The following is a 24529-nucleotide window of genomic DNA, read 5'->3' as shown; positions in this document are numbered from 1 at the left end:
AAACAATGTATAAACCCTGTATAGAAAGATGAGACAGTATGACTGGACGATCTTCTGCTGCAAAAAATAAACAAACCCTGCCCATGCTGCCACTGCGCGATGTGGTGGTATACCCATTCATGGTGATTCCGTTGTTTGTGGGACGGGACAAGTCGATTGCGGCTTTGGAAGCGGCAATGGATAAGGATGAACCAGTCTTCTTGTTGGCGCAGTTAAACCCGAGCGACGAAGATCCTAGGGCCAAAGATTTGCACCAAATGGGCACCATCGCCAATGTGTTGCAAATGTTGAAACTGCCTGATGGCACGGTCAAAGTCTTGGTCGAAGGCGTAGAACGCGCGCAAGTGGTGTCTTTAAACGATAGTGAGCAAGACTATTTCGTCGCCAGCGTTGAGCGTGTGCAAGAGTTTCAAGACGACCCTGTCGACACCGAAGCAATGCGCCGTGCCTTATTGTCGCAATTTGAGCAATTGAGCAAACTGAATAAAAAAATCCCATCGGAAGTCATCAATACCGTCAATGGCATTGAAGACACCAGCCGTTTGGTAGACACGGTGGCTGCGCATTTGCAAATCAAATTGGAACAGCGCCAAGAATTGCTGGGCATGTTGAATGTGTCTGAGCGTTTGGACGCCTTGTTGCAACAACTCGAAGCTGAGTTGGACATCTTGCAAGTGGAAAAACGCATCCGTGGTCGTGTGAAACGCCAGATGGAAAAATCGCAGCGCGAGTATTATTTGAATGAGCAAGTGAAAGCGATTCAAAAAGAACTGGGCGAAGGCGATGAGCGCGGCGAATTGGAAGCGCTGGAACAAAAAATCAAAACCGCAGGCATGAGCAAAGAAGCCGAGGAAAAAGCCTTGGCCGAATTCAAAAAGCTGCAAATGATGCCGCCGATGTCGGCCGAATCAACGGTGGTGCGCAATTACATCGACACCTTGGTGGATTTGCCGTGGAAGAAAAAAAGCCGCGTCAGCAAAGACATCGCCAAAGCGGAATTGGTCTTGAATGCCGACCACTATGGCTTGGAAAAAGTCAAAGAGCGGGTGTTGGAATTTTTGGCGGTACAAAAACGCGTTGACCGCATTAAAGGCCCGATTTTGTGCTTGGTAGGCCCTCCAGGTGTGGGTAAAACCTCGTTGGGTGAGTCGATTGCCAAGGCTACAGGCCGCCAATACGTGCGCATGGCCTTGGGTGGTGTGCGCGATGAAAGCGAAATCCGCGGTCACCGCCGTACCTATATTGGTTCTATGCCGGGCAAAATCCTGCAAAACATGACCAAAGTCGGTGTGAAAAACCCATTGTTCTTGCTCGATGAGATCGACAAAATGGGCCAAGACTTCCGTGGCGACCCAGCCAGTGCCTTGCTTGAGGTCTTGGACCCTGAGCAAAACCACAGTTTTGTCGACCATTATGCGGAAGTCGAATACGATTTGTCGGACGTGATGTTCATTGCCACTTCCAACACTTTGGACATTCCTTCGGCCTTGTTAGACCGCATGGAAATCATCCGTTTGTCGGGCTATACCGAAGACGAAAAAGTGAATATTGCCATGCAGTATTTGGTGCCTAAGCAAATCAAAGCCAATGGTGTCAAAGAAAACGAAGTGGTGATTGAAGAATCGGCAGTGCGCGACATTGTGCGCTATTACACGCGTGAAGCTGGTGTGCGTTCGCTCAATCGCGAAATCGCCCGCATTGCCCGTAAAGTGGTGATGGAGCAGGTATTGGCGGAAGACAAGGCCAAAACCAAAGCCGCCAAAGCCAAGGTGAAAGCCGATACTGCTGCTGCCATTGTGGTGAGTGCGGCCAATTTGCACGATTATTTGGGTGTGCGCCGCTTTGATTTCGGCGTGGCCGAATCGGAGAACCGCATTGGTCAAGTAACAGGTTTGGCATGGACGGAAGTCGGTGGCGAATTGTTGACTGTCGAAGCAACAGCCTTAAAAGGCAAGGGCAACATCATCCGCACCGGTAAACTCGGTGATGTGATGTTGGAGTCGATTACGGCGGCGATGAGCGTGGTGCGCACGCGTGCGGCTTCAGTAGGCATTGCACCAGACTTTTATGAGAAGCACGATATGCACGTGCACGTACCTGAAGGTGCGACGCCGAAAGACGGCCCTAGTGCCGGCATTGCCATGACGTTGGCGATGGTATCGGCGCTGACAGGCATCCCTGTGCGTGCCGATGTGGCCATGACCGGTGAGATTACCTTGCGCGGTGAAGTATTGCCTATTGGCGGCCTGAAAGAGAAGTTGTTGGCGGCTTTGCGTGGTGGCATCAAACATGTGTTGATTCCGAAAGACAACGTCAAAGATTTGGAAGAAATTCCCGACAATGTGAAACAAGAATTGACCATCCATCCGGTACAATGGATAGACGAAGTATTGGCTTTGGGCTTGGCTGAAACCCCGAAAATATGGGAAGAAGGCAGTGAAGAAGTGGCGGCGGAATTGCCGGTTGCAAAAGAGAAATCTGTTGCAAAAACGCGCAGTAAAGCGACCAAGCACTAAGTTTTGTCAAACAATAGTGTGCGAGTGGGTAAAACAGTGGTAAAAATAGCGGCAATACCACTCACTCACTTGACATGCTGTTTTTAGGCTTGTTATAAAGCGTGTATGGATTGAATTGCTTAAGCTTAGAGCGATAATTTCTATCAACGAATAAACCACAGAAAGGGACTTTCATTGTGAATAAGTCTGAACTCATTGATGCAATCGCACAAAGTGCGGATATTTCTAAAGCAGCTGCTGGCAAGGCTTTGGACGGTATGGTTGCAGCCGTTACCGAAGCTTTAAAAAGTGGTGATACCGTTACTTTGGTAGGCTTTGGCACCTTTTATGTGGGTGAACGCGCTGAGCGTAAAGGCCGCAATCCTAAAACTGGTGAGGAAATCACCATTGCAGCTGCGAAATCACCAAAATTCCGCGCTGGTAAGGCTTTGAAAGACGCTTTATAATGGCATATAGCCGTTAATGAAAAGGTGAACAATTGGTTCACCTTTTTTTTCTTATTGTAAGGTACGAATACCATCATGTTTGATTTTGTTCAAAAATATTCCACCGCTTCCAAAATCGTTTTGGGTGTGATTGGCTTAACTTTTGTGGTTGCTGGCGGTGTGGTTGCGGGTTCTGGCGCGGTTGCAAGCGACAGTTATCTGGTCAAAGTAGGTGATCAACCGGTCACTTTGGAAAAATTACGTGAAATTGCCAAACAGCGTGATGGTGAGATTACCGACCAAGTGCAAAAAGACATCCTCACTGCCTTAACCCAACAAGCGTATTTGCTTGAGGGTGCGAAGCGCATGGGCGTGGTGGTGTCTGATGAGCAATTGAAAAAAATCATCATGCAACAAACCGCTTTCCAAGAAAACGGTGTGTTCAAAGAGAGTTTGTACAAGGATTACTTGGCCAAGAACAATCTGAAAGAAGAGCCGTTCTTGGACAATTTGCGCAGCGATTTCACCTTGCAAGCGATGTTCAATTTGATTCAGTCCAGCCAAATCATCGCGGACAGTCAAATCAAACAAGCCATCCATTTGTTTGAAGCGCCACGCACAGTGCGCACGTTTACCTTCAGTCAAAACCAATTTTTTGACAAAGTAGACACCTCAGACAAGGCTTTGCAAGCATATTACGATGCCCATAAGGCCAATTTCAAACAGCCTCAAGGCTTGAAATTCGACTTTATCGTGTTAAATGGCAATGATGTCATCAAACAAATTCAAGTCAGCGATGCCGAAGCCAAGGCTTACTTCGATAAAAATCAAGCCACTTTACCGGCCAAACGCCATGTGGCGCACATCTTAGTGGCTTTCCCACAAGGTGCGGATGATAAGGCCAAAGCGGCTGCCAAAGCCAAAGCGGCTGAGGTATTGGCGAAAGTGAAAGCCAAGCCTGCTGATTTTGCGGCCTTGGCCAAACAGTATTCACAAGACCCTGGTTCTGCGCCAAACGGTGGTGATTTGGGCTTCTTTGCCAAAGATGGCACCATGGTGAAACCATTTGAAGACGCAGCTTTTGCCTTGAAACAAGGTGAGGTCAGCGATTTGGTTGAAACCCAATTCGGTTACCACATTTTAAAAGTGTTGGAAGTGAGCCAAGGTTTTGACAGCCAAAAAGCCGACATCATCCACACTTTGCAGCAAGAAAAAATCAAAACCGCTGTCGATGCCAAGAAAAAGCAATTGGTAGACGCGGCAGTGAAACATGGTAGTGACATTGCGGCTGTGGCGAAAGAAACCGGCCTGAAACTGCAACCTGTGGGTGATTGGGTGAGTGAAGCGCAAGCCAAGTCGGCACAAATGCCAGAAGCTTTGCAAAAAGTGTTGTTTGATGCCAAAACCATCAAAGACAAAAAAGTATCTGAGCCCATTGATGTGGGCCAAAATACCTATTGGGTGGTGCAAGTCAAAGAAGTGCGACCTGAAACCCAATTAACGCTGGAACAGGCAAAAGAAAGCGTTAAAGAGGCGGTATTGATGACCGAAGGCGGTAAATTGGCGGCGGCGGCAGCCAAAGATGCCTTGGCCAAATTGCAAAAAGGCGAAACGGTAGACTTGAAATGGTCGGCTGCGGCTGAGTTAACACCACAACAAGCACAGCAAACCATGCCACCAGAAGCGTATCGTGAATTGATTGCGGTCAGCCCTGTGAATGGCAAACCCGGCTATACCTTGCTAACTGGTTTGCCTGCACCGGTGTTGGTGGCGGTGGACAAAATTGGTGAAGCGGCTGATCAGCCAGAGTTGCATGATCAAATGAAGAATGTGCTGGCGAAAAACCAAAACGACGGTACCTTGATGGGCTTTATCAATTATCTGAAAACCCAGTTCAAAGAAGTCCTTGGTTCTCAAAAACTCACTTCTGAGTCTTAAGCAATTACCGTATTAAATTAAGAAGCGGCCTGTAAGCATTTACAGGCCGCTTTATTTATATGGCTTTCATTGCGATTAATACCCTAAATGCGATGGCTAAAATGATAGGTCTCTAGAGCCTGTGTGCTTGTCAGCTAAGTCTGCGCTGGCAAGATGCAGATGGGCACACGCATGTGCGCGCATACCAAGCTTATTTGTTGTCTGCTGGAGCGCTTATTCTTATTTTGTTCTCTATAAGAGGCGATTGCACAGTCATGATAAGTGCCTTGTCTTGGTAAGCAAGCAGGAAGGTGATAGGGCTTTGAAGCCTGAGCCTGCATAATGGATTTAGCAATAGATTGTCAGTATCGGTGTTGAGTCTATTATGAGCAGTAAGCGCAATACACACAGAAAAAGCTAGCAGCGTCTTGTGATGTGATGTCATCTAAAAGGCGGTAACGCACTCATTCGTGTGCGCGAATAAGAGGAGGGGCTCATATGCAAATATCACTGCTGATGTATTTACTCATGGTGGCCACGAGTGTGTTTTTTCTGTGCATGGCTGAGTTTTTCAAACGCCAAGGTGAGAAATACCAGACCTCCAAACAAATACCATACACGCAGACGAGTCAGCCTGGTTTGTGGTTGGGGCTTATTGGCGTTTTGCTGTTTGGCCATCATAGGTTCAGGTGAGTGGGTGGCAGGAGAATATGAATGACCGTAGTTTTGCTATGTGAAGGTTAGATTGCGCATGCGCGTGTGCGATATCCCAAAGCCAATATGACTATCTATTGCAAGTCAGCATGTTTTTTGCGCGGGTGTGAGCAGGGTCGGAAGGTACAGAACAAACAAAAGAAAATGCTTAAGACAGAAACAATAAAGCGGCCTGTAAACTTTACAGGCCGCTATCATTACTTAGGCTTTAATCTGATAAATCAGAATTAAGCAGCAAAGCGTTTTGCTACTTCAGCCCAGTTAACGATTTCCCAGAAGCCTTTTAAGTAGTTAGGACGGCTGTTGCGGTAGTCGATGTAGTAAGCGTGTTCCCACACGTCACAAGTCAACAAAGCAGTGTTGTCAGTGGTCAATGGGGTAGCGGCATTGCTGGTAGATACCAAGTCCAATTCGCCAGCTGGGGTTTTTACCAACCAAGCCCAACCTGAGCCGAAAGTGCCGGCAGCAACGGTATTAAACGCTTCTTGGAACTTCTCGAAAGAACCCCATTTGGCATCGATGGCAGCAGCCAAATCACCAGCAGGTTTGCCTTCGCCTTTAGGAGTGAAGCCCAACCAGTAGAAGGTGTGGTTCCAAGTTTGTGCGGCGTTGTTGAACATGCCACCTGAAGATTTTTTCACGATTTCTTCCAAAGACAATTCTTCGAATTCAGTGCCTTTGATTTGGTTGTTCAAGTTGGTGATGTAGGTTTGATGGTGTTTACCGTAGTGGTATTCCAAAGTTTCTTTAGACAAGTGTGGTTCCAAAGCATCTAAAGCATATGGCAAAACTGGTAATTTGTGTTCCATGAGTGACTCCGTATCATCCATCATTAATCAATTAAACATATTAACTATTATGTTGCTTACCTATTCTACTGCTTTTTCACCTATAAAGTAAGCCATGCGAGCAGACTGGGCTTAGAACTTAAGGTTCAAAGTTTATTCGATTTAAGCGCTTACCAAACAATGTTAAAATGTTGGTATATTTGTTTGGGGATTACCATGTCTGAGTCTTTTGATTCACCCGATTACGATGCTGTTCATGATGAAGTCATGGCCGTATCCTTGCCGCCGCACTCAGTGGAAGCAGAACAGTCTGTTTTGGGTGGCTTATTGCTGGAAAACAGTGCTTATGACCGCATTGCGGACATTTTGACCGAAGAAGATTTTTACCGCCAAGAACACCGCTATGTGTTTCGTGCCATTGCCAGATTGATAGAGTTATCGCGTCCTGCCGACGTGGTGACAGTACAAGAGCAATTGCAGCAACAAGATGAATTGGCTGCTGTCGGTGGTTTACCGTATTTAATCAGTTTGGCGCAAAACACACCTTCTGCGGCCAACATCCGCCGTTATGCGGAAATCGTGCGCGAGCGTTCGGTCAGGCGCCAATTGGCCAAGGTCGGAACCGAAATTGCTGAAATGGCGCGTAACCCGCAAGGTCGTGAAGCCAGTCAATTGTTGGATGAAGCTGAAAACCAAGTGTTTCAAATTGCTGAGAGCAACAGTCGTGGTCAGCAAGGCTTCTTAAAAATGCCTAATTTGCTCAAAGAAGTGGTTGAACGCATCGATATGCTGTATTCACGCGACAATCCTGATGAGGTAACAGGCACTTCTACCGGTTTTATTGATTTAGATAAACGTACGTCGGGTCTACAAGTGGGAGACTTGATTATTGTGGCTGGCCGTCCTTCTATGGGTAAAACCGCATTTTCGATGAATATCGCCGAACATGTGGCTGTTAATGAGCATTTGCCTGTGGCGGTATTCTCGATGGAGATGGGCGGTACGCAATTGGTAATGCGTATGTTGGGATCGGTAGGACGCTTGGATCAACATGTCTTGCGTACAGGCCAATTGGGTGACGAACATTGGAACAAACTCAATGAAGCCGTAGTGAAATTGTCCGACGCACCGATGTACATAGATGAAACCCCTGGTTTAACGGCGCTGGAATTGCGCGCTAGGGCGCGACGTTTGGCGCGCCAATACGGTGGCAAATTGGGTTTGATTGTCATCGACTATTTGCAATTGATGTCGGGTTCAGGCCGCAGCAGTGACAATAGGGCTTCTGAATTGGGCGAAATTTCGCGCTCATTGAAAGGTTTGGCCAAAGAGTTGAGTGTGCCGGTGATTGCTTTATCGCAATTGTCTCGCTCAGTAGAACAACGGACCGATAAGCGCCCAATGATGTCAGACTTGCGAGAGTCTGGCGCGATTGAGCAAGATGCAGACATCATTATTTTTATGTACCGCGACGAATATTACAATCCAGACACACAGTTTAAAGGTTTGGCTGAGGCCATTATCGCCAAACACCGTAATGGCCCGACAGGAAAAGTGCATTTGACATTCTTGGGTCAGTTTGCCAAGTTTGACAATGCCGCTATCCCTGAAGGTGGATTTGATGATGAATAAATATCCTAATAGCAAAACGTTTATCTAGACTAGGTGCCATTGGTCTGGTATGAATTCAGTATTGAAATGCATGTCTCTATACTGCAAGTAATTGTAAAGAATCCTCACTGTAAAATGCCCGATAAGGTTAGGCGATGAGAAAAGAAACTGGTTTTACGTTAATTGAGTTGATGGTGACCATTGCGGTTATGGCAATCATGGCTGCTATCGCATTACCTGCAATGGGAACATTCATAGAAAAGCAACAGGTAAAAAGTTCAGTTAATAAATATATGAACACTTTAACTTTTGCTCGAAATGAAGCGATTCGGCAGAATATTCCTGTTGTTGCCTGCGGTGCAAATCTTAGTTCGGCAGGTCAACTAACAACTAATGGTTGTGGTGCGAATTGGAGTGAAGGGCTTTTTCTATTTGGTGATGTGGATGGTGATCATTCTTATACAGCTGGTAAAGACATCAATATTCGTGTCACTCAAAGTCCAAATAGCAATCAGAAGTCCGTTGTTACTATCAATGTCGAAGCAATGCCTAACACAGTTTCAGGTACATCTTTAAGTTCTAATCCCGTTGTACAATTTTATCCTAACGGCCAGGTAGGAGTGCGAGTTGGAAGTAGTACAGATGATGAATTTTTGATTGGCAGCAATTTTCTTCAAATGAGTGTGATATCCATGGATAACAGTACGATTTCTAGTGTTGGGTTACTTGATCCAGTAGGGCGTGTAATTAATTGCGGTGTAAAGGCTAAGAAAGAAAATTCTGGGAATAAAATTGCGAAGTTATGCAAGTTTGAGTCTTGATATTTTAACTGGTTCAGATAATAGAAATGGAATGAATATGAAACAACGTTATGTTATCAAGACAGAACAAAAAGGTTCAACATTGTTAGAAGTTTTGGTATCAGTTTTCGTGTTGGGTTTTGGCCTATTAGCTTTAGTATCCATGCAAGTTAAGACTGTAATGACGGCGCGTGAAGCGGAAAATCAAACGATAGTTGCACAAGCAACTGATACTTTGTTAGAAGGTATGATGATGAACCCAAATTTGACGTTATCAACGTTAAGTTCAGGGGATGAAATGATGACCCGAAGTTTTGAAAGTTACACAAACAGTTACAGTGTTATTAAAGCGGCAGGGGCTTCTTGTAATCAAGATCAGTCTATGATTTCTGGAAACGTAACGAATATTTCAACTGGGATCGATAAAGATACCATTGCAGCGGCACAGTTGTGTACATTTGTAAAACGCATCAGTCAAATTCCAAACGCTGCAATTGTCGACTGGAAAATGTGTAAAGAAACTTCTGCAGATTCAGCAAAAGTGCCTCAATTAAATACAGCAGGAACTGCAATTGAATGTGGTGGGAGTGGGGAGAATACTGTCATTAAAGTCATGTGGACACAAGAAGTTGAAGATATTGAAAAATATCAAAACTCAGGTTTGAAACTGAAAGACAATGCTGTTTTATATGGCTATCAAGCCACTTTAGGTCAATAGAGAATAATTTAGTGAGCAAATCCAATGATAAAAAAAACAAGTCTATCAAGATTAGGTGCATATTCTCATGTAACCCGCCAAACTGGATTTACATTAATAGAATTTATTGTTGCCGCAATTTTGGGATTGATTGTATTACTTGCAATAGGTGGCGCATATGTGGCTACCCAAAGAGTTAATGAAACCGCTACAGCACGTGTCAATCGTCAACAAGAGCTACGCTTAGCTGGAAATATGTTGATTCGTGATGCTCGTAATGCAGGTACATTTGGATGTGCAAATTTGGTAAATATTGCTTCAACAGGACTGAGTGAGGATCATCAATCGACTAAATTGTCTTTTAATAATGATGCTAGCTATTTTGATTTAAATCCAGTATCCGTAGCTGAGCGTGTTTATTCATCAAGAATATTAAATGCTGCTGATGCAGGAGGCATATTTGGAAATGTAATTCAAAATATCAATAGTACGTTTGTACCTCAAAATGATTCACAAATGATTATATTTAACTATGGAGTCAACACTCAATCATTGTCGACATCCACCTTGGTGGGTACCAACTCATTAAGTAAGTTCACGGTAGAGAATGCTAGTAATTTTTCTCATTCTACTGTTGCAGATGCTAGAGTGGTTTTAGCAAGTTGTGGCAGAGTGGATATTTTGCACAGAAATCAATTAAGTGTTTCTGGTCAAGAGGTTACGATTGCAAATTCTGGAGCTGCTACCAGTCAAATAAATATCCCATTTTATAAAACAGGGGTGATATTTAAAGAAATTGCGGGTGGTGCTATTACGGATCCATTGAAAGTTCAGTATGGTGTTCAAGCAACCATAAGTAATTTGCAAACAGTTGTTTATGCTGTTGGAAATATTCCTGGAGATACTCAAGCCACTTCATTATACCGATTTGAGTTGTTAAATGATGGATCTTGGTCTGCGCCCCAACTAATGGCACGCAATATCAGTAAAATGGAAGCGAATTACGTTTATGTCACAAAATGTGCAGCTTCTACTAATAATGCTGGTACAGAAATGTATGTGACTGGAACAGATTCATTCAAGGAAGATGGCGGGGCAGTTTATCCTCCAACCGGTGTGAGATTGACACTAACACCAAGTGCTTTTCAGATTGATGCTGTAGATGCTACAGCTGATACTGCAACAAATGCAACAGATTTAGAACCAATTGTAATGGATGCAACCATGCGAGGAGGCAATACATGCGCCAATCGATAAAACAAAAGGGATTTACTCTTTACATGGTGTTGGTATTAATGGCCATTATCGCAATTTTGGTTTTGGTTGGGGGGCAAGTTCTAAATTCAGAAATGAGATTAAGTACCAATGATGCAGACCGAAAATTTGCATTCAGTTTGGCTGAAGATACATTAAAATCAGCTGAGGCAGATACATTTACTGACATTCATAAAAATGATGTACTTGGTGATAACACCATTAAAACTGAGATTTTGTCAGGTAATCCACAATCAAAAAACTTTTTTGATACTCTCATTGGTTCAGTTTTTAAAACAGATTGTGAAGATGGTAAATGCTCGCCAGCCATTGAAGAGCCAGCTGCAGCTGCAACAGATCTAAATGCAGGTACACATATTGAGGAGATTCCCGCATGGGAACGAAAAGATGCAGGTACTGGAAAGTTGTATTTAGAGACCAATGGCCGTGAATATAATGTTGCAGGAAGTGATGTGTCCAAGAAGCCTCGATATATTGTTGAATTTTTAGGTTTGGCTGAAGATGGTGATACCACTCTCTACCGAGTGACGGCGAGAGCATGGGGGCGAAATGCAAACACTCAAGTAACATTACAATCTGTTATTCGCGTTGAAAATAAAATTAATTGATACTGTAGTTTAGTTTGGGGGAGGTTAATTATGGGAGGAAGTGGCATTAAAAATAAGGGTTTTTCACTTTCTGAACTGATGATTGTAGTCATTATCATAGGGATTATAGCTGCTATTGCATTGCCGTTGTATCAAAATTATGTTGAAAAAACACGCCTAACTCAGGCTAGAGCTGTTATAACGCAAGTACAGCAAGAGGTACAAAGGATTAAATTACGAGATGGTAGTTTAGGTGTTAACAGTGCAGCCATAGTCGTCAATGTGCAAAATGTTTTAACAGACTCTAAAGCTCAAGGTATGATTAATGAAAATGGGCTGAATCAGTACTATGGTTTTAATGTAGTTGCAGGTACAAGTTCTGGGCAGTATTTTTTCAATATCACGCCGATTAATACCAGTAAAAAAGGCTTGTATGTGGATCAAAGCGGTAATGCGTTTAAATGCCCTGATGCTAACAGTGTTACCTCACGCACGGGCTGCGAGAAAATGTAAATATAGTTGGTGTAATTGAGGCTAATGTTGCCAAAACACGTTAGAATTACAGAGAATGGATGATTGGAGCGTGTTTTGGATTCGTTGGCCTACTGTCAGCAAAAAGCCGCCGCGAGCGGCTCTAATTTTTTAGTCAGTTTTAAATTTCTTGAACCCGCCAAAAAAGATGCCTTGACCATCGTCTATGCATTTTGTCGTGAAGCCGATGACATTGTGGATGAATGTACCGATGGCAGTGTTGCCTTGCAAACCTTAAATTGGTGGCGTCAAGATTTGGCTAAAGTCTATATTGAAGGCGCTGTGCCTGAACATCCAGTGCACCAAGCCATTGCCACTATTAAAGATACCTACCAATTGCCACAAGAAGAATTTGTGGCAATACTCGATGGTATGCAAATGGATTTGCAACAAGCTCGCTATAACAACTACCGTGAGTTGCAGACTTATTGTCATCGTGTTGCTGGTGTGGTGGGGCGTTTGATTGTGCGTATCTTGGGATTTACGCAAACACAAACCTTGGAATATGCCGATAAAATGGGTTTGGCCTTGCAATTGACCAACATCATTCGCGATGTCGGTGAAGATGTGCGTCAAGAGCGAATTTATTTGCCAATAGAAGACTTGCAAAAATTCAATGTGCCTGCCGCCGATTTAATGGCCTGTAAGGTGACACCTGCTTTCAGCCAGTTGATGCAGTTTCAAATCGATAGGGCCAATCAAGTGTACAAAGAGGCGATGGCTTTGCTGCCTGCAGCAGACAAAAAAGCCCAAAAAGTGGGCTTGGTCATGGCAGCGATTTACCATGTGTTATTGCGCGAAATTGAAAAAGATGGTGGCGGTAACGTGTTGAAATACAAAATTGCTATCCCCAAACCGCGTAAATTCCGCATTGCTTTAAAAACTTGGTTGTTTGGATTTAAACCATGAAACCCAAAATTGCCATCATAGGTGCAGGCTGGGCAGGGCTGGCGGCAGCCGCGCAGTTAAGCTCGCAAGCGCTGGTGACGGTGTTTGAGGCCAGTCGCCAAGCGGGTGGGCGTGCACGCGGTTTGAAAAACAGCAACAGTGACTTTGTGCATATCGATAACGGTCAGCATTTGTTGCTGGGTGCGTATGAGCAAGTGTTTCGCCTGCGCGCCATGTGTGGTGTCGATGCCGAAGAACATACGGTGCGTTTGCCGTCGCAATGGCATTTATTGGATGGTTTGGATTTTAAAACACGGCACTTACCGGCGCCGCTGCATGCATTAATGGGGATGTTGCTTGCCAAATCTTGGACGTTTGCAGACAAGCGCCGTTGGTTACAGGACGCTTATGCGCTAAAACGCGCTCAGAAATGGTTGCCCACGCACGATACCAATGTATTGGCATGGCTAAACAGCCGCCAAGTGCCCGAAAAACACATTGCAGAGTTTTGGCGACCATTGGTGTTGGCCACCATGAACACACCACTGGATGTGGCGAGTTTGCATACCTTGGCGGTGGTCTTGGACGATGGTTTGCTGAATAAGCGCCGCGCCAGCGATTTTTGTTTGGCAACGACAGACTTGCACACTTGGTTGGTTGAGCCGGTATGTCGATATTTGCAGCAACAAGGTGTAAACATCCGCTTTCAAAACCGCATCACCGCCTTGCAAAAAGCCGCCGATGGCCGCCATTGGGTGGTGGGAGGTGAAAGCTTTGATCGGGTGGTGATTGCGACAGCGCCTTACCATGTGGTCGATGTTTTGGGTGAACACTATGCGACTTCGGTCAAAACCCATTTTGACCAATTAAGTTACAGTGCCATCACCACGGTTTATCTGCGCTATGACGTGCCATTGCCGTTGCCGCACACGATACAAGGCACGGCGTATGGTTGTAGCCAATGGCTGATTAACCGTGACAAATTGCTCATCGCCAAACAAGAGCTTGCTGCGGTCATCAGTGTGTCTGAAACCCATGCACACAAAACGCCAGATGAATGGGTAAGCGCAGTGCATCAAGATGTGTTGGCCTTACAGGCCGATATGCCTTTGCCTACCCACAGTCTGGTCATTACCGAAAAACGGGCGACGGTACAAGCGTGCGTGCAGCGTGCTGTGCCACCGATGGCCGCGCTGAACAAGCAAGGTTTGTATTTGGCTGGTGATTATTGTCATCCTCGCTATCCAGCGACTTTAGAAGGTGCCGTGCAGTCGGGCTTTGCTACGGCTTCGATGTGTGTGGCCGATTGGAAAAATGCATGAAGCAAGCCTTAGCCGGTAAAACCATCCTCATCACAGGCGCATCCCAAGGAGTGGGCGCCGCCGTTGCCTTGGCTTACGCCGCCGCCGGAGCCACGGTCGTGCTTACAGGCCGCCATCAAGGCAAATTGGAAAAAGTTTACGATCAAATTGTGGCCCAAGGCAGTATTGAACCTTATGCCTTGTGTTTTGATTTTTTACATGCCAAAGAAGCCGAGTTTGATCAATTTGCGTTTGCCATCGCCGAAGCGACGGGACACCAACTCGATGGCATCGTGCACTGCGCGGCCTATATGTATACCTTGTCGCCAATTGCATTTCAAACCGTCGACGAGTGGATGAACCAATACCGGATCAATACCGTCGCGCCCATGGCCTTAACCCGTGCGTGCATGCCTTTGCTGCAAAAATCGGACGATGCCAGCATTATTTATGTCAGCGAGAGCCACAGCATAGAGCCTGCAGCGTATTGGGGCGGTTTCGGGGCTTCCAAAGCCGGCCTGAACTATTTGGGAAAGGTGTTGGCGCAAGAGTTGGAACGCTTTGACAATCTGCGTGTGAATACTTTAATCCCTGGACCGGTGCACAGCCCACAGCGGGTGAAAACCCATCCCGGTGAGAGCCAATCTGAGCGTCATGAGATTGCCGAAATTCTGCCCGATTTTGTGTATTGGGCCAGCCGCGCATCACGAGGACGCAGTGGTGAAGTGGTGGTATTAAGCAAATAGCGTTTACAAAAGAGTCTATGGCCAAAGTCAAAACCCAATACCAGTGCAGTGAATGTGGCGGTACTACCCCAAAATGGGCAGGGCAATGTCCGCATTGTGGGCAATGGAATACCTTGCAAGAAAATGCCATCTTGCCCGCCAGCAACAACCGTTTTGATGCGTGGAGCCAAACCAGCAGCAAGGTACAAAACTTGGCCGAAGTCACTGCCGAAGAAGTGCCACGTTCTACAACAGGTTTGACCGAGTTGGATCGGGTGTTGGGCGGTGGCTTGGTTGAGGGCGCGGTGGTGTTATTGGGTGGCGACCCGGGCATAGGCAAATCGACATTGTTGTTGCAGGCAACGGCCTTAATGGGCGCTGACCGATCTTGCTTGTATGTGTCGGGCGAGGAGTCGGCGCAGCAAGTGGCATTGCGCGCTCAGCGCTTGTCGCTGCATCCTGAGCACATCAATTTATTGGCCGAAATCCGTCTTGAAGCCATTGTGCAAATGCTGAAAGAGCGCCAGCCCAAAGTGGCGGTCATCGATTCGATACAAACACTGTATTCAGACCAAATCACCTCGGCACCCGGTTCGGTATCGCAAGTGCGTGAATGTGCGGCGCAATTGACACGGGTGGCCAAGCAGCAAGGCATCACTATCTTACTGGTCGGCCACGTCACCAAAGACGGTGCCATAGCCGGCCCACGGGTGTTGGAGCACATGGTCGATGCGGTGTTGTATTTTGAAGGCGACAGCCACAGCAATTACCGCATGATACGCGCGATTAAAAACCGTTTTGGCGCCGCCAATGAATTGGGCGTGTTTGCAATGACGGACAAAGGCTTAAAAGGCGTGGCCAATCCATCGGCCATTTTCTTGGCCTCGTACCGCGATGATGTGCCCGGCTCGTGTGTGTTGGTCACGCAAGAAGGCTCACGGCCTTTGTTGGTGGAAATCCAAGCACTGGTCGACGATGCGCATGGCTTCACCCCTAAACGCTTGACCGTCGGTCTGGAGCAAAACCGTTTGGCGATGTTGTTGGCCGTGCTCAATCGCCATGCAGGCATTGCCTGTTTTGACCAAGATGTGTTTCTCAATGCCGTCGGTGGCGTCAAAATCATGGAGCCTGCGGCCGACTTGGCGGTGATATTGGCGATGTTGTCCAGCTACCGCAACAAACCATTGCCTGAGAAAATGATAGCCTTTGGTGAAATCGGTTTATCGGGCGAGGTCAGACCGGTGTCGCGCGGACAAGAGCGTCTTAAAGAAGCGGAAAAATTGGGCTTTACCCACGCCATCGTGCCCAAAGCCAATTTGCCGCGCCATCAACAAGATTTCCCTCAACTGACACTTTATGGTGTGTCATCTTTGCAAGAAGCTGTGGACATTTGTCGCCGCGATTGAAAGAGTGTGCAATAGTGGCAAGATAAGGTTGACAGTGCTTTACAGGCCGCATCAAACTGATGCTTTGATTTTTTGCACCCTCTGAGTCTTGATGAATACTGTGAATGAAACAATGAGCGCAAACGATACCCCTTCTATTTTGCAACAAAATCAAATCGATCCTAAGACCGCAGATTTGCTGCGTGCGTGGGTATGGCAAATGATGTTGCCGCTGGGCGGGCAGTCCGATTTCATCGGCGAACATGGTTTCGATGATGAATCGGTGGCGACCTTATTGCAAGCCAATCTGTGGTTCAGTGATGCCGATGCTTACGAGCCGGTAGCGGCGCGTGCACACATGAAAAAGCATTTTGTGAAATGGCAAAAAACCATTAAATGGGACGAGGTTTACCAAAACGGCGTGCCCGAAGTGTTGCAGCAAAACATCTTGGCATGGCAGCAATTGCTAGGTTTGAACGCGGTAGAGGCGAAAATCCTCACCTTTGTCATCATGATGTACCAAACCAATGTGTTGTCGCAGGCGGCGCAATTCATGGGCGAGCTCAACAGCCGCCAAGTGGTGTTGTGTTTGGCGGTGGTATTGCAATTGACCGAGGCCGATGTGCGCCATGCTTTGGGGCATGAGCAAGCCTTGTTTCACACCGGTTTGTTGAAGATAGACCACTCAAGCGAATACCCACTGCGCAGCAAAATCGATTTGATGAGCAGCCAGTTTGCCGAATGGATGTGCCAAGAAGTCATCAGCCCTGTGGAATTGCTCAAGCGCCATGTGCACACCGCACCGACCACCGAATTGAATCTGCAAGACTTCAGCCATTTGGGCACTTTGGTGCCGGCTTTGCAGCATTACCTGCCCAAAGTGGTGGCCAAACAGCACAAAGGCTGCAATATCTTGGTGTACGGCGTGGCTGGCACGGGTAAAACCGAATTCACTCGCGCCTTGTCGCAAGACTTGGGTTTGGAATGCATCGAAGTGGCGTGGGCCGATGATGAGGGCAACCCTGCCAGCCGCGAGGCGCGCATGAGCGCACTGCGCGCGGCACAACACATTTTTGCCAAGCAAAACATGTTGCTGTTGTTTGATGAGGTTGAAGATGTGTTCAACGATGGCCAAAAAGACTACCAATTGAACAAGGGCTGGCTCAACCGCATGTTGGAGCAAAATGCGGTGCCAACGGTGTGGATTACCAACCGTGTCGATGTGATGGATAGGGCATTTTTACGCCGTTTTGACATGGTCATCGAGATGAAAGCGCCGCCACGCGCCAAACGCCGCGACATGATTGCACGTTTGACCCACGGCTTTTTGACCGAGGCAGAAATCGAACAATTGGCCGAACACGAAGACTTGGTGCCGGCGATGTTGGAACGTGCGCACAAAGTCACCGAAGAAGTGGGCGATGCCTTGAGCGAACGCGACCAAGCGGTCTTGTACAAGCAGTTATTGCACAATACCCTCAAGGCGCAAGGCATCAGTTCGCACCTGAACCGCAAAGCCGACATCGGCGCGGTTTACGACATTCAGTGGATTAACAGCCGCCAGAATTTGCAGCAATTGGCCGATGGTTTTGCCCAGTCGCAAGTGGGCAGTTTGTGTTTGTATGGCCCACCAGGCACAGGCAAAAGCGCGTATGTGAAATGGTTGGCCAAGCAAATGGACAAGCCCTTGCTGTACAAAAAAGGCTCGGATTTGCTGTCCAAATACGTGGGCGAGAGCGAGCAATTAATCGCCGCTGCGTTTGAAGAAGCGGCGCGTGATAACGCGGTGCTGATTTTCGACGAGGTCGACAGCTTCTTGATGGACAGACGCCAAGCCAGCCAATCGTGGGAAGTGACACAGGTCAACGAAATGCTGACACAAATGGAGGCGTTTCAAGGGGTGTTTGTCGCCACCACCAATTTGATGAAGCATTTGGACCAAGCGGCGCTGCGCCGTTTTGATTTCAAAATCGAATTTGGCTTTTTGCGCCTAGAGCAGCGTTGGAGTTTGTTCCAAGCCTATTGCGCTCATTTCCAATTGGAATGCCCTGCGGCCTTGGAATACAGCGTGGGCAAGTTACACATGCTCACCCCCGGCGACTTTGCCGTGGTGGCCAAGTGCGCACGCATCACGCCGATTACGTCAGCCCAACACCTGTTGGAATTGCTGCAAGCGGAATGCGCATTGAAAGAAAATGGCTCCAAAGGCAGTTTTGGTTTCGTTTAGTCTGTTGACTGGTATGGATGTATGTTTACAGGCCGCTTAATGCGGCCTGTAAGCATTTATAAAGCTTAAAATGCAAATGAGTATGTTGTGAAGGCATACAACAGTACCCTTATTGGGCTTACAGGTTGCATCAGCAATGAATACAGCCTGTCAGTTAAAGTCTGATTGAAAGCAGTTCTTTAATCAGCAAAGCACTGCACAGGCTGGTTATGGATAGCAACGCGCCACTGGCATGGTTTGACTACATGAGCATGCAAACAGCGGCCTGTAAGCATGTGCATTCTTATTTTAAACAGCGAAACGTCAAACTCAAACGCACGGCATCTGTTTTGCACGTGGGTATCGCATGTTGCCACTGTGTTTGAACTTGCTGATTCATGTAGAACAAGCTGCCGTGGGCGAGGGTGTGGCTGATTTTAATGCTGGGGTCGGCGCTGTTGCGAAACACGAAATTGCGTTCAGAACCCAAAGACACGATGACGATGCCGGTGTCGCCGTCCAATACCTCGGTTTGGTCGGCATGGTAGCCCATGCGGGCGCTGCCGTCGGCATAGTGGTTGAGCAGGCAATTGTTGGGTAAAAAGCCAATAGTCTGTTCAATACTTGGCAGTAGCTCAGCCAAGGCGGGCAACATCGCTTGTTCGGGATAAGTCATTTGCGAGTAATTGTAAGCCTTGCCATAGCTGGCGGTGAGGCGCGCTTGCATGCGCGTGTCCCACGCTACTTGTTGCAATAAATGCTGCAACAAGGCATCGGGCTTAGCAATAAAGTCGGGCACATACAGTGTGCCATCAAGTTGGGGAAGGTGTGACATGGCCATCTACTGGGAGGCAAAACCACAGTATAGCTTGAAAGAGCATGGGCAGTGGCTTGGCAAGTGTGTAGATAGTTACAGGCCGCTTAGATACCACAAGCGGCCTGTAAACAGATTGGACACTATTGTGGCCGGTGTTCTGGCTTCAAACGGATGTACAGCGTGCGTTTGACCTTGGCGATGACATTGCCTTGGGCATCGACAATGTGGTTTTCCAATACCGGAAAATGCTTGTCGCCATCGGCACACGCTTGTTTGATGGCGGCGATGGTGTCCAGACTTAAGCGGCATTCAAAATAGGCGGCGCGAAACGCGGGTTTGATGAATTCGATGGTCGCCTCTTTGTCCCACACATAATAGTCTTTGCCAAACACCCCCAATAACATCAACGGGTAGATGGGGTCGGTCATGGCGAACAAATTGCCGCCGAATTGGCTGCCATTGATGTTGCGCGTGGCCGGCCATGAGCGCAGTTTGACGCGGCAAAACGTGTAGTCATCTGACAGCTCCTGCACATAAATGCCGGCAAACAAAAACGGTGGCCACACATTCATAAACCGACGCATGCGCACCGGTTTGGCAAAAGCCCAAGCCTTCAGACTCATGCTTATTGCGCCTCTTCAGCCACGGTGTAAAAACGGCGTTTGAAGTCCAAAGCGGCGGCTTTTTCGGTGTTCAAACGTTCGTTTTCGACCGAGTATTTCACCACCGCCAAAATCAATGAACCCATTGCTTGCGGGATGGCATTGATGACCACGCCCACTTCTTCACCGGCATCGTCAAACAGTTTTTCACCGGCTTCGACCAATTGGTTGGAGCCATACATCACCAAGCCGCGTTTGACTTGGCCGCGGTATTGCGCGCGGGCGATGATTTCTTGGCCGGGGTAGCAGCCTTTGCGAAAATGCACACCGCCGAGCAAGTGTTGGTTGAGCATTTGTGCCACGCAGGTTTCGCTGTTGGCTGCGCGTATCCAAGGGTAGCCGTGGTTGATTTCATGGCTGCGCCATTGCAATTCGGCTTTTTCATTGTGAGCGGGTAGGGCTGAGATATCGCCGACGCACAACACGCCTTCGTGCGGCAAGGCAATGCGCCAAACGCCATCGTTCAATTCGGCATTGAGCAATAAAGGCGGCACTTCTGGCAAGGCATAGTCTTCGTCGGTAGGAACGATGTTGCTGGCCACGCCCAAGCTGTCGCTGGCGTTTGCCAAAGTCACTTTGCTGCGGAGCACAAACATGCGCAAACGCTTGGCGATGGCTTCAATCAAGTCGGCCGACATGATCAGCCACAATTCGTCGCCGGTATTGAGCACCAACATATTCGCCAACACCCGCCCTTTGGGGGTGTTGTAAGTGGCGTAACACGCTTGTGCGATGGGCAAATTGTTGACGTCGTTAGACAATTGGTTATGTAGGAATGAGGCACGGTCTTCACCGCTGACTTTCAACACGCCCAAGTAAGGCAATAAACTGGCTGTTGTTTCAGTCATTCGCTGCTCCTTCGCATTGTGCTTCTAAAAATGGGTAATCGGTATAGCCTGCTGCGCCGCCGCCATAGGCCAATTCGGCGCGGTAGGGATTCAATTCGGCTTGGTTGGCAAAGCGCTCAGGCAAATCAGGATTGGCGATAAAGTCGCGACCAAACGCGGCAGCATCAATCAAACCGGCTTCGATTAAACGATTGGCCTTGGCAGCCGTGTACAGGCCGGCACCGATGATGGCACGGTCGAAACGGCGGCGGATTTCCAAGCGGTAGGCATCGCTTAATGAGGCGGCGCCAGCAAAATCGGGTTCGGAAATGTGCAAATACATCAGGCCGCGTTGGTTCAGCTCATCCACCAACCACAAGGTATCGTCGGCACCGAATTCACCGGGCATGCCATTGAATTTGCCTATTGGCGAAATGCGGATGCCGATGTGCTCGGCATCCCAAGCGGCCACGCAGGCATCGACCACTTCCAATAATAAACGGGCGCGATTGTCGCGGCTGCCGCCGTAAGCATCGTCGCGTTGGTTAACGGCGGCCACCAAGAATTGGTGCAATAAATAGCCATGGGCACCGTGGATTTCGACAAAGTCAAAACCGGCCGCGCGAGCGCGGCGGGTGGCCGCAGCAAAATCGGCAATGACTTGCTGTATCTCGGCCAAGCTGGCCGCACGCGAAGGCGTGGTTTCGACGCGGTATACCTGACCTGCGGTATCTTGCACGCTGGTGCGGGTAGGCAAATCTTGGGTAGCCGAGGCAGAAATCGGTGCGCGCAAATCCGGTTGCAGGCTTTGGTGCGAAATCAAACCGGTGTGCCACAATTGCACTCCAATGCGACCACCACGTGCGTGCACGGCTTGGGTAACTTTGGCCCATGCGCGCTGTTGCGCATCGCTGTGCAAACCGGGCGCGCCTTGGTAGCCTTTGGCTTGCGCCGAAATCTGTGTGGCTTCGGTGATGATGAAGCCGGCGCTGGCGCGCTGCGCGTAATATTCGGCCATCAAATCGGTCGGGATGTCACCGGGCAGGCTGGCACGCAAGCGCGTTAACGGTGCCATCAGGACACGATTGGGCAGGTTCATCGCACCGATGCGTGTGCGTTGCAACAAATAAGGGTAAGCGTTCATGTCAGTCCTTGTTGTCTGGCGCAAGATGCGGCCTGTAAACAGGGTAGCAGGTTGCTGTAAAAAGAAGATTACACATCCACTTCGACGTGGTTGCCTTCGGCTTCCATCCACGCACGGCGGCTGGCGGCTTCGCCTTTGCCCATCAATTTGACAAAAATGGCCAGCGTGTCATCGTGCTCGTTATCGGGGATGGAAACCTGCATCAAGCGACGGGTATCGGGATGCATGGTGGTGTCTTTGAGTTGGTCGGGATTCATCTCGCCCAAGCCTTTGAAACGGCTGATGCTGTAAGCGTTTTCTTTCACGCCTTCTTGGCCCAAGCGGTCCAAGATACCGTCCAATTCTTGTTGGTCTAGCGCGTAGATTTTGCGCGCTGGCTTGCTTTTGCCTATGGCATTGACGTCGACACGGAACAGCGGCGGCTGTGCCACATAAATATGGCCATGCGCAATCAATTCTGGGAAATGGCGGTAAAACAGCGTCAACAGCAACACTTGAATGTGCGCGCCATCGACGTCGGCATCGGACAAAATGGCGATTTTGCCATAGCGCAAACCGGACAAATCGACTTTGTCGCCAACTTGGTGCGGGTCAACACCAATGGCAACGGAAATGTCGTGGATTTCGTTGTTGGCAAACAATTGGTCGGGATGGGTTTCAAACGAATTCAACACCTTGCCGCGCAAAGGCAAAATCGCTTGTGTGGCCTTGTCGCGCGCCAATTTGGCCGAGCCGCCTGCCGAATCCCCTTCGACCAAAAACAACTCGTTTTCGCGTATGTCTTCGCTTTCGCAATCGGTGAGCTTGCCCGGCAATACGGCCACGCCTGAACCCTTGCGCTTTTCAATTTTTTTCACCGAGCGTTGGCGTGCTTGCGCTTGTTTAATCGCCAATTCGGCAATGCGTTTGCCGATTTCGGTGTCTTGGTTTAAGGCCAGCTCCATCGCATCCACCGACACGGTAGACACCAAACGCAAGGCATCGCGGTTGGTCAGTTTGTCTTTGGTTTGGCCTTGGAATTGTGGGTCAAGCAAGCGTGCCGACAGCACAAACGCTGATTTGGCAAACACATCGTCCGATTGCAATTTCACGCCACGGGGCAACAAGCTGTGGTGCTCAATAAAATTGCTGACGGCGGTAAACATCGCTTGTTTCAGGCCGGCCACATGCGTGCCGCCCAGTGGCGTTGGAATCAGATTCACATAGCTTTCATTGTTGATGTGACCGTCTTCTAAGAAGGTAATCGCAAACGCCGCGCCTTCACCGGCCTGAAAGTCTTCGTGTTTCTTGCCGATGTAATTGGCGGTGTGGAAAATCGGCACGGCCATTTCGGCATTGTTTTGCTCGATTAAATCGCGCAAATAGCCTTCCAAACCATTGGGGTAATGCCATTCTTTTTCGGTACCGTTGGCCAAGGTCAGGCTGACTTTGACCCCCGGCAATAACACTGCTTTGGCGCGCAATAAGCGTTCGATTTCGGCAATGGAATATTGTGCGTCTTCAAAGTATTGCGCATCTGGCCACACGCGCACCATGGTGCCGGTGTCTTTTTTGGCGCAAGTGCCGATTTCGGCCAAAGGCTCGATGATGTCGCCACCAGAAAACACGATTTGCGAAATCTTGCCATCGCGTTTGACTTGCACTTCCAAACGTGTGGACAAAGCATTGGTTACCGACACGCCCACACCGTGTAAGCCGCCAGAGAACGCGTAAGCACCACCGTCTTTTTTATTGAATTTGCCGCCTGCATGCAAACGGGTAAACACCAATTCGACCACGCTGACGTTTTCGCTAGGGTGCAAACCGACAGGAATACCGCGACCATTGTCTTCGATGCTCATCGAGCCATCGCTGTGTATGGTGACGGCAATGGTATCGGCATAGCCGCCCAAGGCTTCATCGGCCGCGTTGTCTATGACTTCCTGACAAATGTGGGTAGGGTTGTCGGTACGGGTATACATACCGGGGCGTTGCTTAACTGGCTCTAAGCCTTTTAAGACGGTGACGCTGGATTCATCATATTGCTGTAAGTCGGACATATGGGCTGCTAAATCATCTGAATAAGTGATTAGTGTAACGGTTTTTAAGTGGTTTCCACAAATACCGCGTATCGGGTGGTCGTGTGTCAACGTGCTACACATCAGGGCAGTTGCGCTGAATTCAAGCGTTTAAGTGCATTACGGCGAGCAGCGTGGCATCAAGACTTTTTCACTTTAATGCGCTTGCCTTTGGGAAATTCCAATAAGGGGGCTTGCAACTGGCTTAACAAGACATTGAGCTTTTTGACTTTGCGCTGTCTGACAGGCAAACCCAAAAAAGTGCCAGCGGTAATCGGGAAAAACAAGATCTTCACCAAGAAATTGGCGCCTTCTTGGGCTTCCAATTCGGCGCTGCCATCGGCCTGTAAACTAACATGCACTTGGGTCAAACTGGTGAGTAAACCCATGCCTTTGCGCCAGACTTTTTCCCCTTCACTGCTCAATTCAGGCCGCTCTTTATAGCCATTTTTCTGGGCGAACGCTTGTACCGCAGCAAGGATATTGTCTTGGGCCGGAATGTGGCTGATGGCAGGGGCGCTGGTTTTGGCGGCTTTATTGGCCATCCAAGCCATCAAGCCCAATAAAAATACCAGATACAACAGAGAAAATAATACGGCTGCAATGAAAATGCTGGTGTTCATGGTACTCCCGTTAAAAAAGCAATGATGGCGAAC

The 24529-nt window shown here is 48.2% G+C and carries 21 protein-coding genes; 14 read left to right on the top strand and 7 right to left on the bottom strand.

Going from position 1 to position 24529, the window contains the following annotated elements; genetic code table 11:
* Positions 1-38: 38 nt before the first annotated feature.
* The 3 genes from lon (at position 39) to BN3003_RS19280 (ending at position 4879) form a co-directional block, all read left to right on the top strand.
* A complete protein-coding gene (gene lon, locus BN3003_RS17505; protein WP_058357900.1) occupies positions 39-2516 on the top strand; it encodes an endopeptidase La in 2478 nt (825 codons plus the stop codon).
* A gap of 176 nt (positions 2517-2692) precedes the next feature.
* A complete protein-coding gene (locus BN3003_RS17500) occupies positions 2693-2962 on the top strand; it encodes an HU family DNA-binding protein (RefSeq protein ID WP_058357899.1) in 270 nt (89 codons plus the stop codon).
* A 75-nt stretch (positions 2963-3037) separates the two neighbouring features.
* A complete protein-coding gene (locus BN3003_RS19280) occupies positions 3038-4879 on the top strand; it encodes a peptidyl-prolyl cis-trans isomerase (protein WP_058357898.1) in 1842 nt (613 codons plus the stop codon).
* 920 nt (positions 4880-5799) lie between these two features.
* Here the strand turns inward: BN3003_RS19280 and BN3003_RS17480 are convergent.
* The gene (locus BN3003_RS17480) at positions 5800-6381 is read right to left on the bottom strand and encodes a superoxide dismutase (RefSeq protein ID WP_058358104.1); all 582 of its coding nucleotides are present in this window, start codon (positions 6379-6381) and stop codon (positions 5800-5802) included.
* Between the two features lie 195 nt (positions 6382-6576).
* Between BN3003_RS17480 and dnaB the strand changes: the two genes are divergently transcribed.
* The 11 genes from dnaB to BN3003_RS17425 all read left to right on the top strand — a co-directional run bounded on the left by dnaB (position 6577) and on the right by BN3003_RS17425 (position 18387).
* Positions 6577-7992 (top strand): replicative DNA helicase, encoded by a 1416-nt coding sequence (gene dnaB / locus BN3003_RS17475; protein WP_058357895.1) that lies wholly within the window; start codon positions 6577-6579, stop codon positions 7990-7992.
* A gap of 134 nt (positions 7993-8126) precedes the next feature.
* Positions 8127-8792, top strand: coding sequence for a GspH/FimT family pseudopilin (locus BN3003_RS19175; protein ID WP_058357894.1), 666 nt, complete (start codon positions 8127-8129; stop codon positions 8790-8792).
* Between the two features lie 37 nt (positions 8793-8829).
* Positions 8830-9489 carry a type IV pilus modification protein PilV gene (gene pilV, locus BN3003_RS17465; RefSeq protein ID WP_058357893.1) on the top strand — a complete coding sequence of 220 codons (660 nt, stop codon included), beginning with the start codon at positions 8830-8832 and terminating at the stop codon, positions 9487-9489.
* Between the two features lie 24 nt (positions 9490-9513).
* A complete protein-coding gene (locus BN3003_RS17460; RefSeq protein ID WP_058357892.1) occupies positions 9514-10725 on the top strand; it encodes a PilW family protein in 1212 nt (403 codons plus the stop codon).
* Positions 10710-11351 carry a pilus assembly PilX family protein gene (locus tag BN3003_RS17455; protein ID WP_058357891.1) on the top strand — a complete coding sequence of 214 codons (642 nt, stop codon included), beginning with the start codon at positions 10710-10712 and terminating at the stop codon, positions 11349-11351. The genes BN3003_RS17460 and BN3003_RS17455 overlap by 16 nt, the downstream gene beginning before the upstream one ends.
* A 30-nt stretch (positions 11352-11381) precedes the next feature.
* Positions 11382-11843, top strand: coding sequence for a type IV pilin protein (locus BN3003_RS17450; protein WP_058357890.1), 462 nt, complete (start codon positions 11382-11384; stop codon positions 11841-11843).
* Positions 11844-11918: 75 nt separating this feature from the next.
* Complete coding sequence (gene hpnD / locus BN3003_RS17445) at positions 11919-12770, top strand: presqualene diphosphate synthase HpnD (protein ID WP_058357889.1); 852 nt, start codon at positions 11919-11921, stop codon at positions 12768-12770.
* Positions 12767-14071: a hydroxysqualene dehydroxylase HpnE gene (hpnE, locus tag BN3003_RS17440; RefSeq protein ID WP_058357888.1), complete on the top strand. Its 1305-nt coding sequence runs from the start codon at positions 12767-12769 to the stop codon at positions 14069-14071. The genes hpnD and hpnE overlap by 4 nt, the downstream gene beginning before the upstream one ends.
* Positions 14068-14796 carry an SDR family oxidoreductase gene (locus tag BN3003_RS17435; protein WP_058357887.1) on the top strand — a complete coding sequence of 243 codons (729 nt, stop codon included), beginning with the start codon at positions 14068-14070 and terminating at the stop codon, positions 14794-14796. The genes hpnE and BN3003_RS17435 overlap by 4 nt, the downstream gene beginning before the upstream one ends.
* A 17-nt stretch (positions 14797-14813) precedes the next feature.
* Entirely contained in the window at positions 14814-16181 is a 1368-nt protein-coding gene (gene radA, locus BN3003_RS17430; protein ID WP_058357886.1) for a DNA repair protein RadA, read from the top strand.
* A 112-nt stretch (positions 16182-16293) separates the two neighbouring features.
* Positions 16294-18387: an AAA family ATPase gene (locus BN3003_RS17425; RefSeq protein WP_234333111.1), complete on the top strand. Its 2094-nt coding sequence runs from the start codon at positions 16294-16296 to the stop codon at positions 18385-18387.
* A 283-nt stretch (positions 18388-18670) separates the two neighbouring features.
* Here BN3003_RS17425 and BN3003_RS17420 read toward each other — a convergent pair whose 3' ends face one another.
* The 6 genes from BN3003_RS17420 to BN3003_RS17395 form a co-directional block, all read right to left on the bottom strand.
* The gene (locus tag BN3003_RS17420) at positions 18671-19201 is read right to left on the bottom strand and encodes an alpha-ketoglutarate-dependent dioxygenase AlkB family protein (protein ID WP_058358103.1); all 531 of its coding nucleotides are present in this window, start codon (positions 19199-19201) and stop codon (positions 18671-18673) included.
* Between the two features lie 122 nt (positions 19202-19323).
* Positions 19324-19806, bottom strand: a complete 483-nt coding sequence (locus BN3003_RS17415) for a DUF4442 domain-containing protein (RefSeq protein ID WP_058357884.1) — start codon at positions 19804-19806, stop codon at positions 19324-19326.
* 2 nt (positions 19807-19808) lie between these two features.
* Positions 19809-20693 carry a CAF17-like 4Fe-4S cluster assembly/insertion protein YgfZ gene (gene ygfZ, locus BN3003_RS17410; RefSeq protein WP_058357883.1) on the bottom strand — a complete coding sequence of 295 codons (885 nt, stop codon included), beginning with the start codon at positions 20691-20693 and terminating at the stop codon, positions 19809-19811.
* Positions 20686-21816, bottom strand: a complete 1131-nt coding sequence (gene nemA, locus BN3003_RS17405; RefSeq protein WP_058357882.1) for an N-ethylmaleimide reductase — start codon at positions 21814-21816, stop codon at positions 20686-20688. Before nemA ends, ygfZ begins: the two co-directional genes overlap by 8 nt.
* 68 nt (positions 21817-21884) lie before the next feature.
* Entirely contained in the window at positions 21885-23855 is a 1971-nt protein-coding gene (locus tag BN3003_RS17400) for a DNA topoisomerase IV subunit B (protein ID WP_058357881.1), read from the bottom strand.
* A 158-nt stretch (positions 23856-24013) separates the two neighbouring features.
* Positions 24014-24496 (bottom strand): hypothetical protein, encoded by a 483-nt coding sequence (locus BN3003_RS17395; protein ID WP_058357880.1) that lies wholly within the window; start codon positions 24494-24496, stop codon positions 24014-24016.
* Positions 24497-24529: the final 33 nt, after the last annotated feature.

It is taken from the genome of Vitreoscilla massiliensis, from assembly GCF_001457815.1.
GTDB classification, from domain to species: Bacteria; Pseudomonadota; Gammaproteobacteria; order Burkholderiales; family Neisseriaceae; genus Vitreoscilla; species Vitreoscilla massiliensis.
The sequence above is the reverse complement of the archived record's forward strand: the minus strand, read 5'-3'. Positions and strand labels throughout refer to the sequence as shown.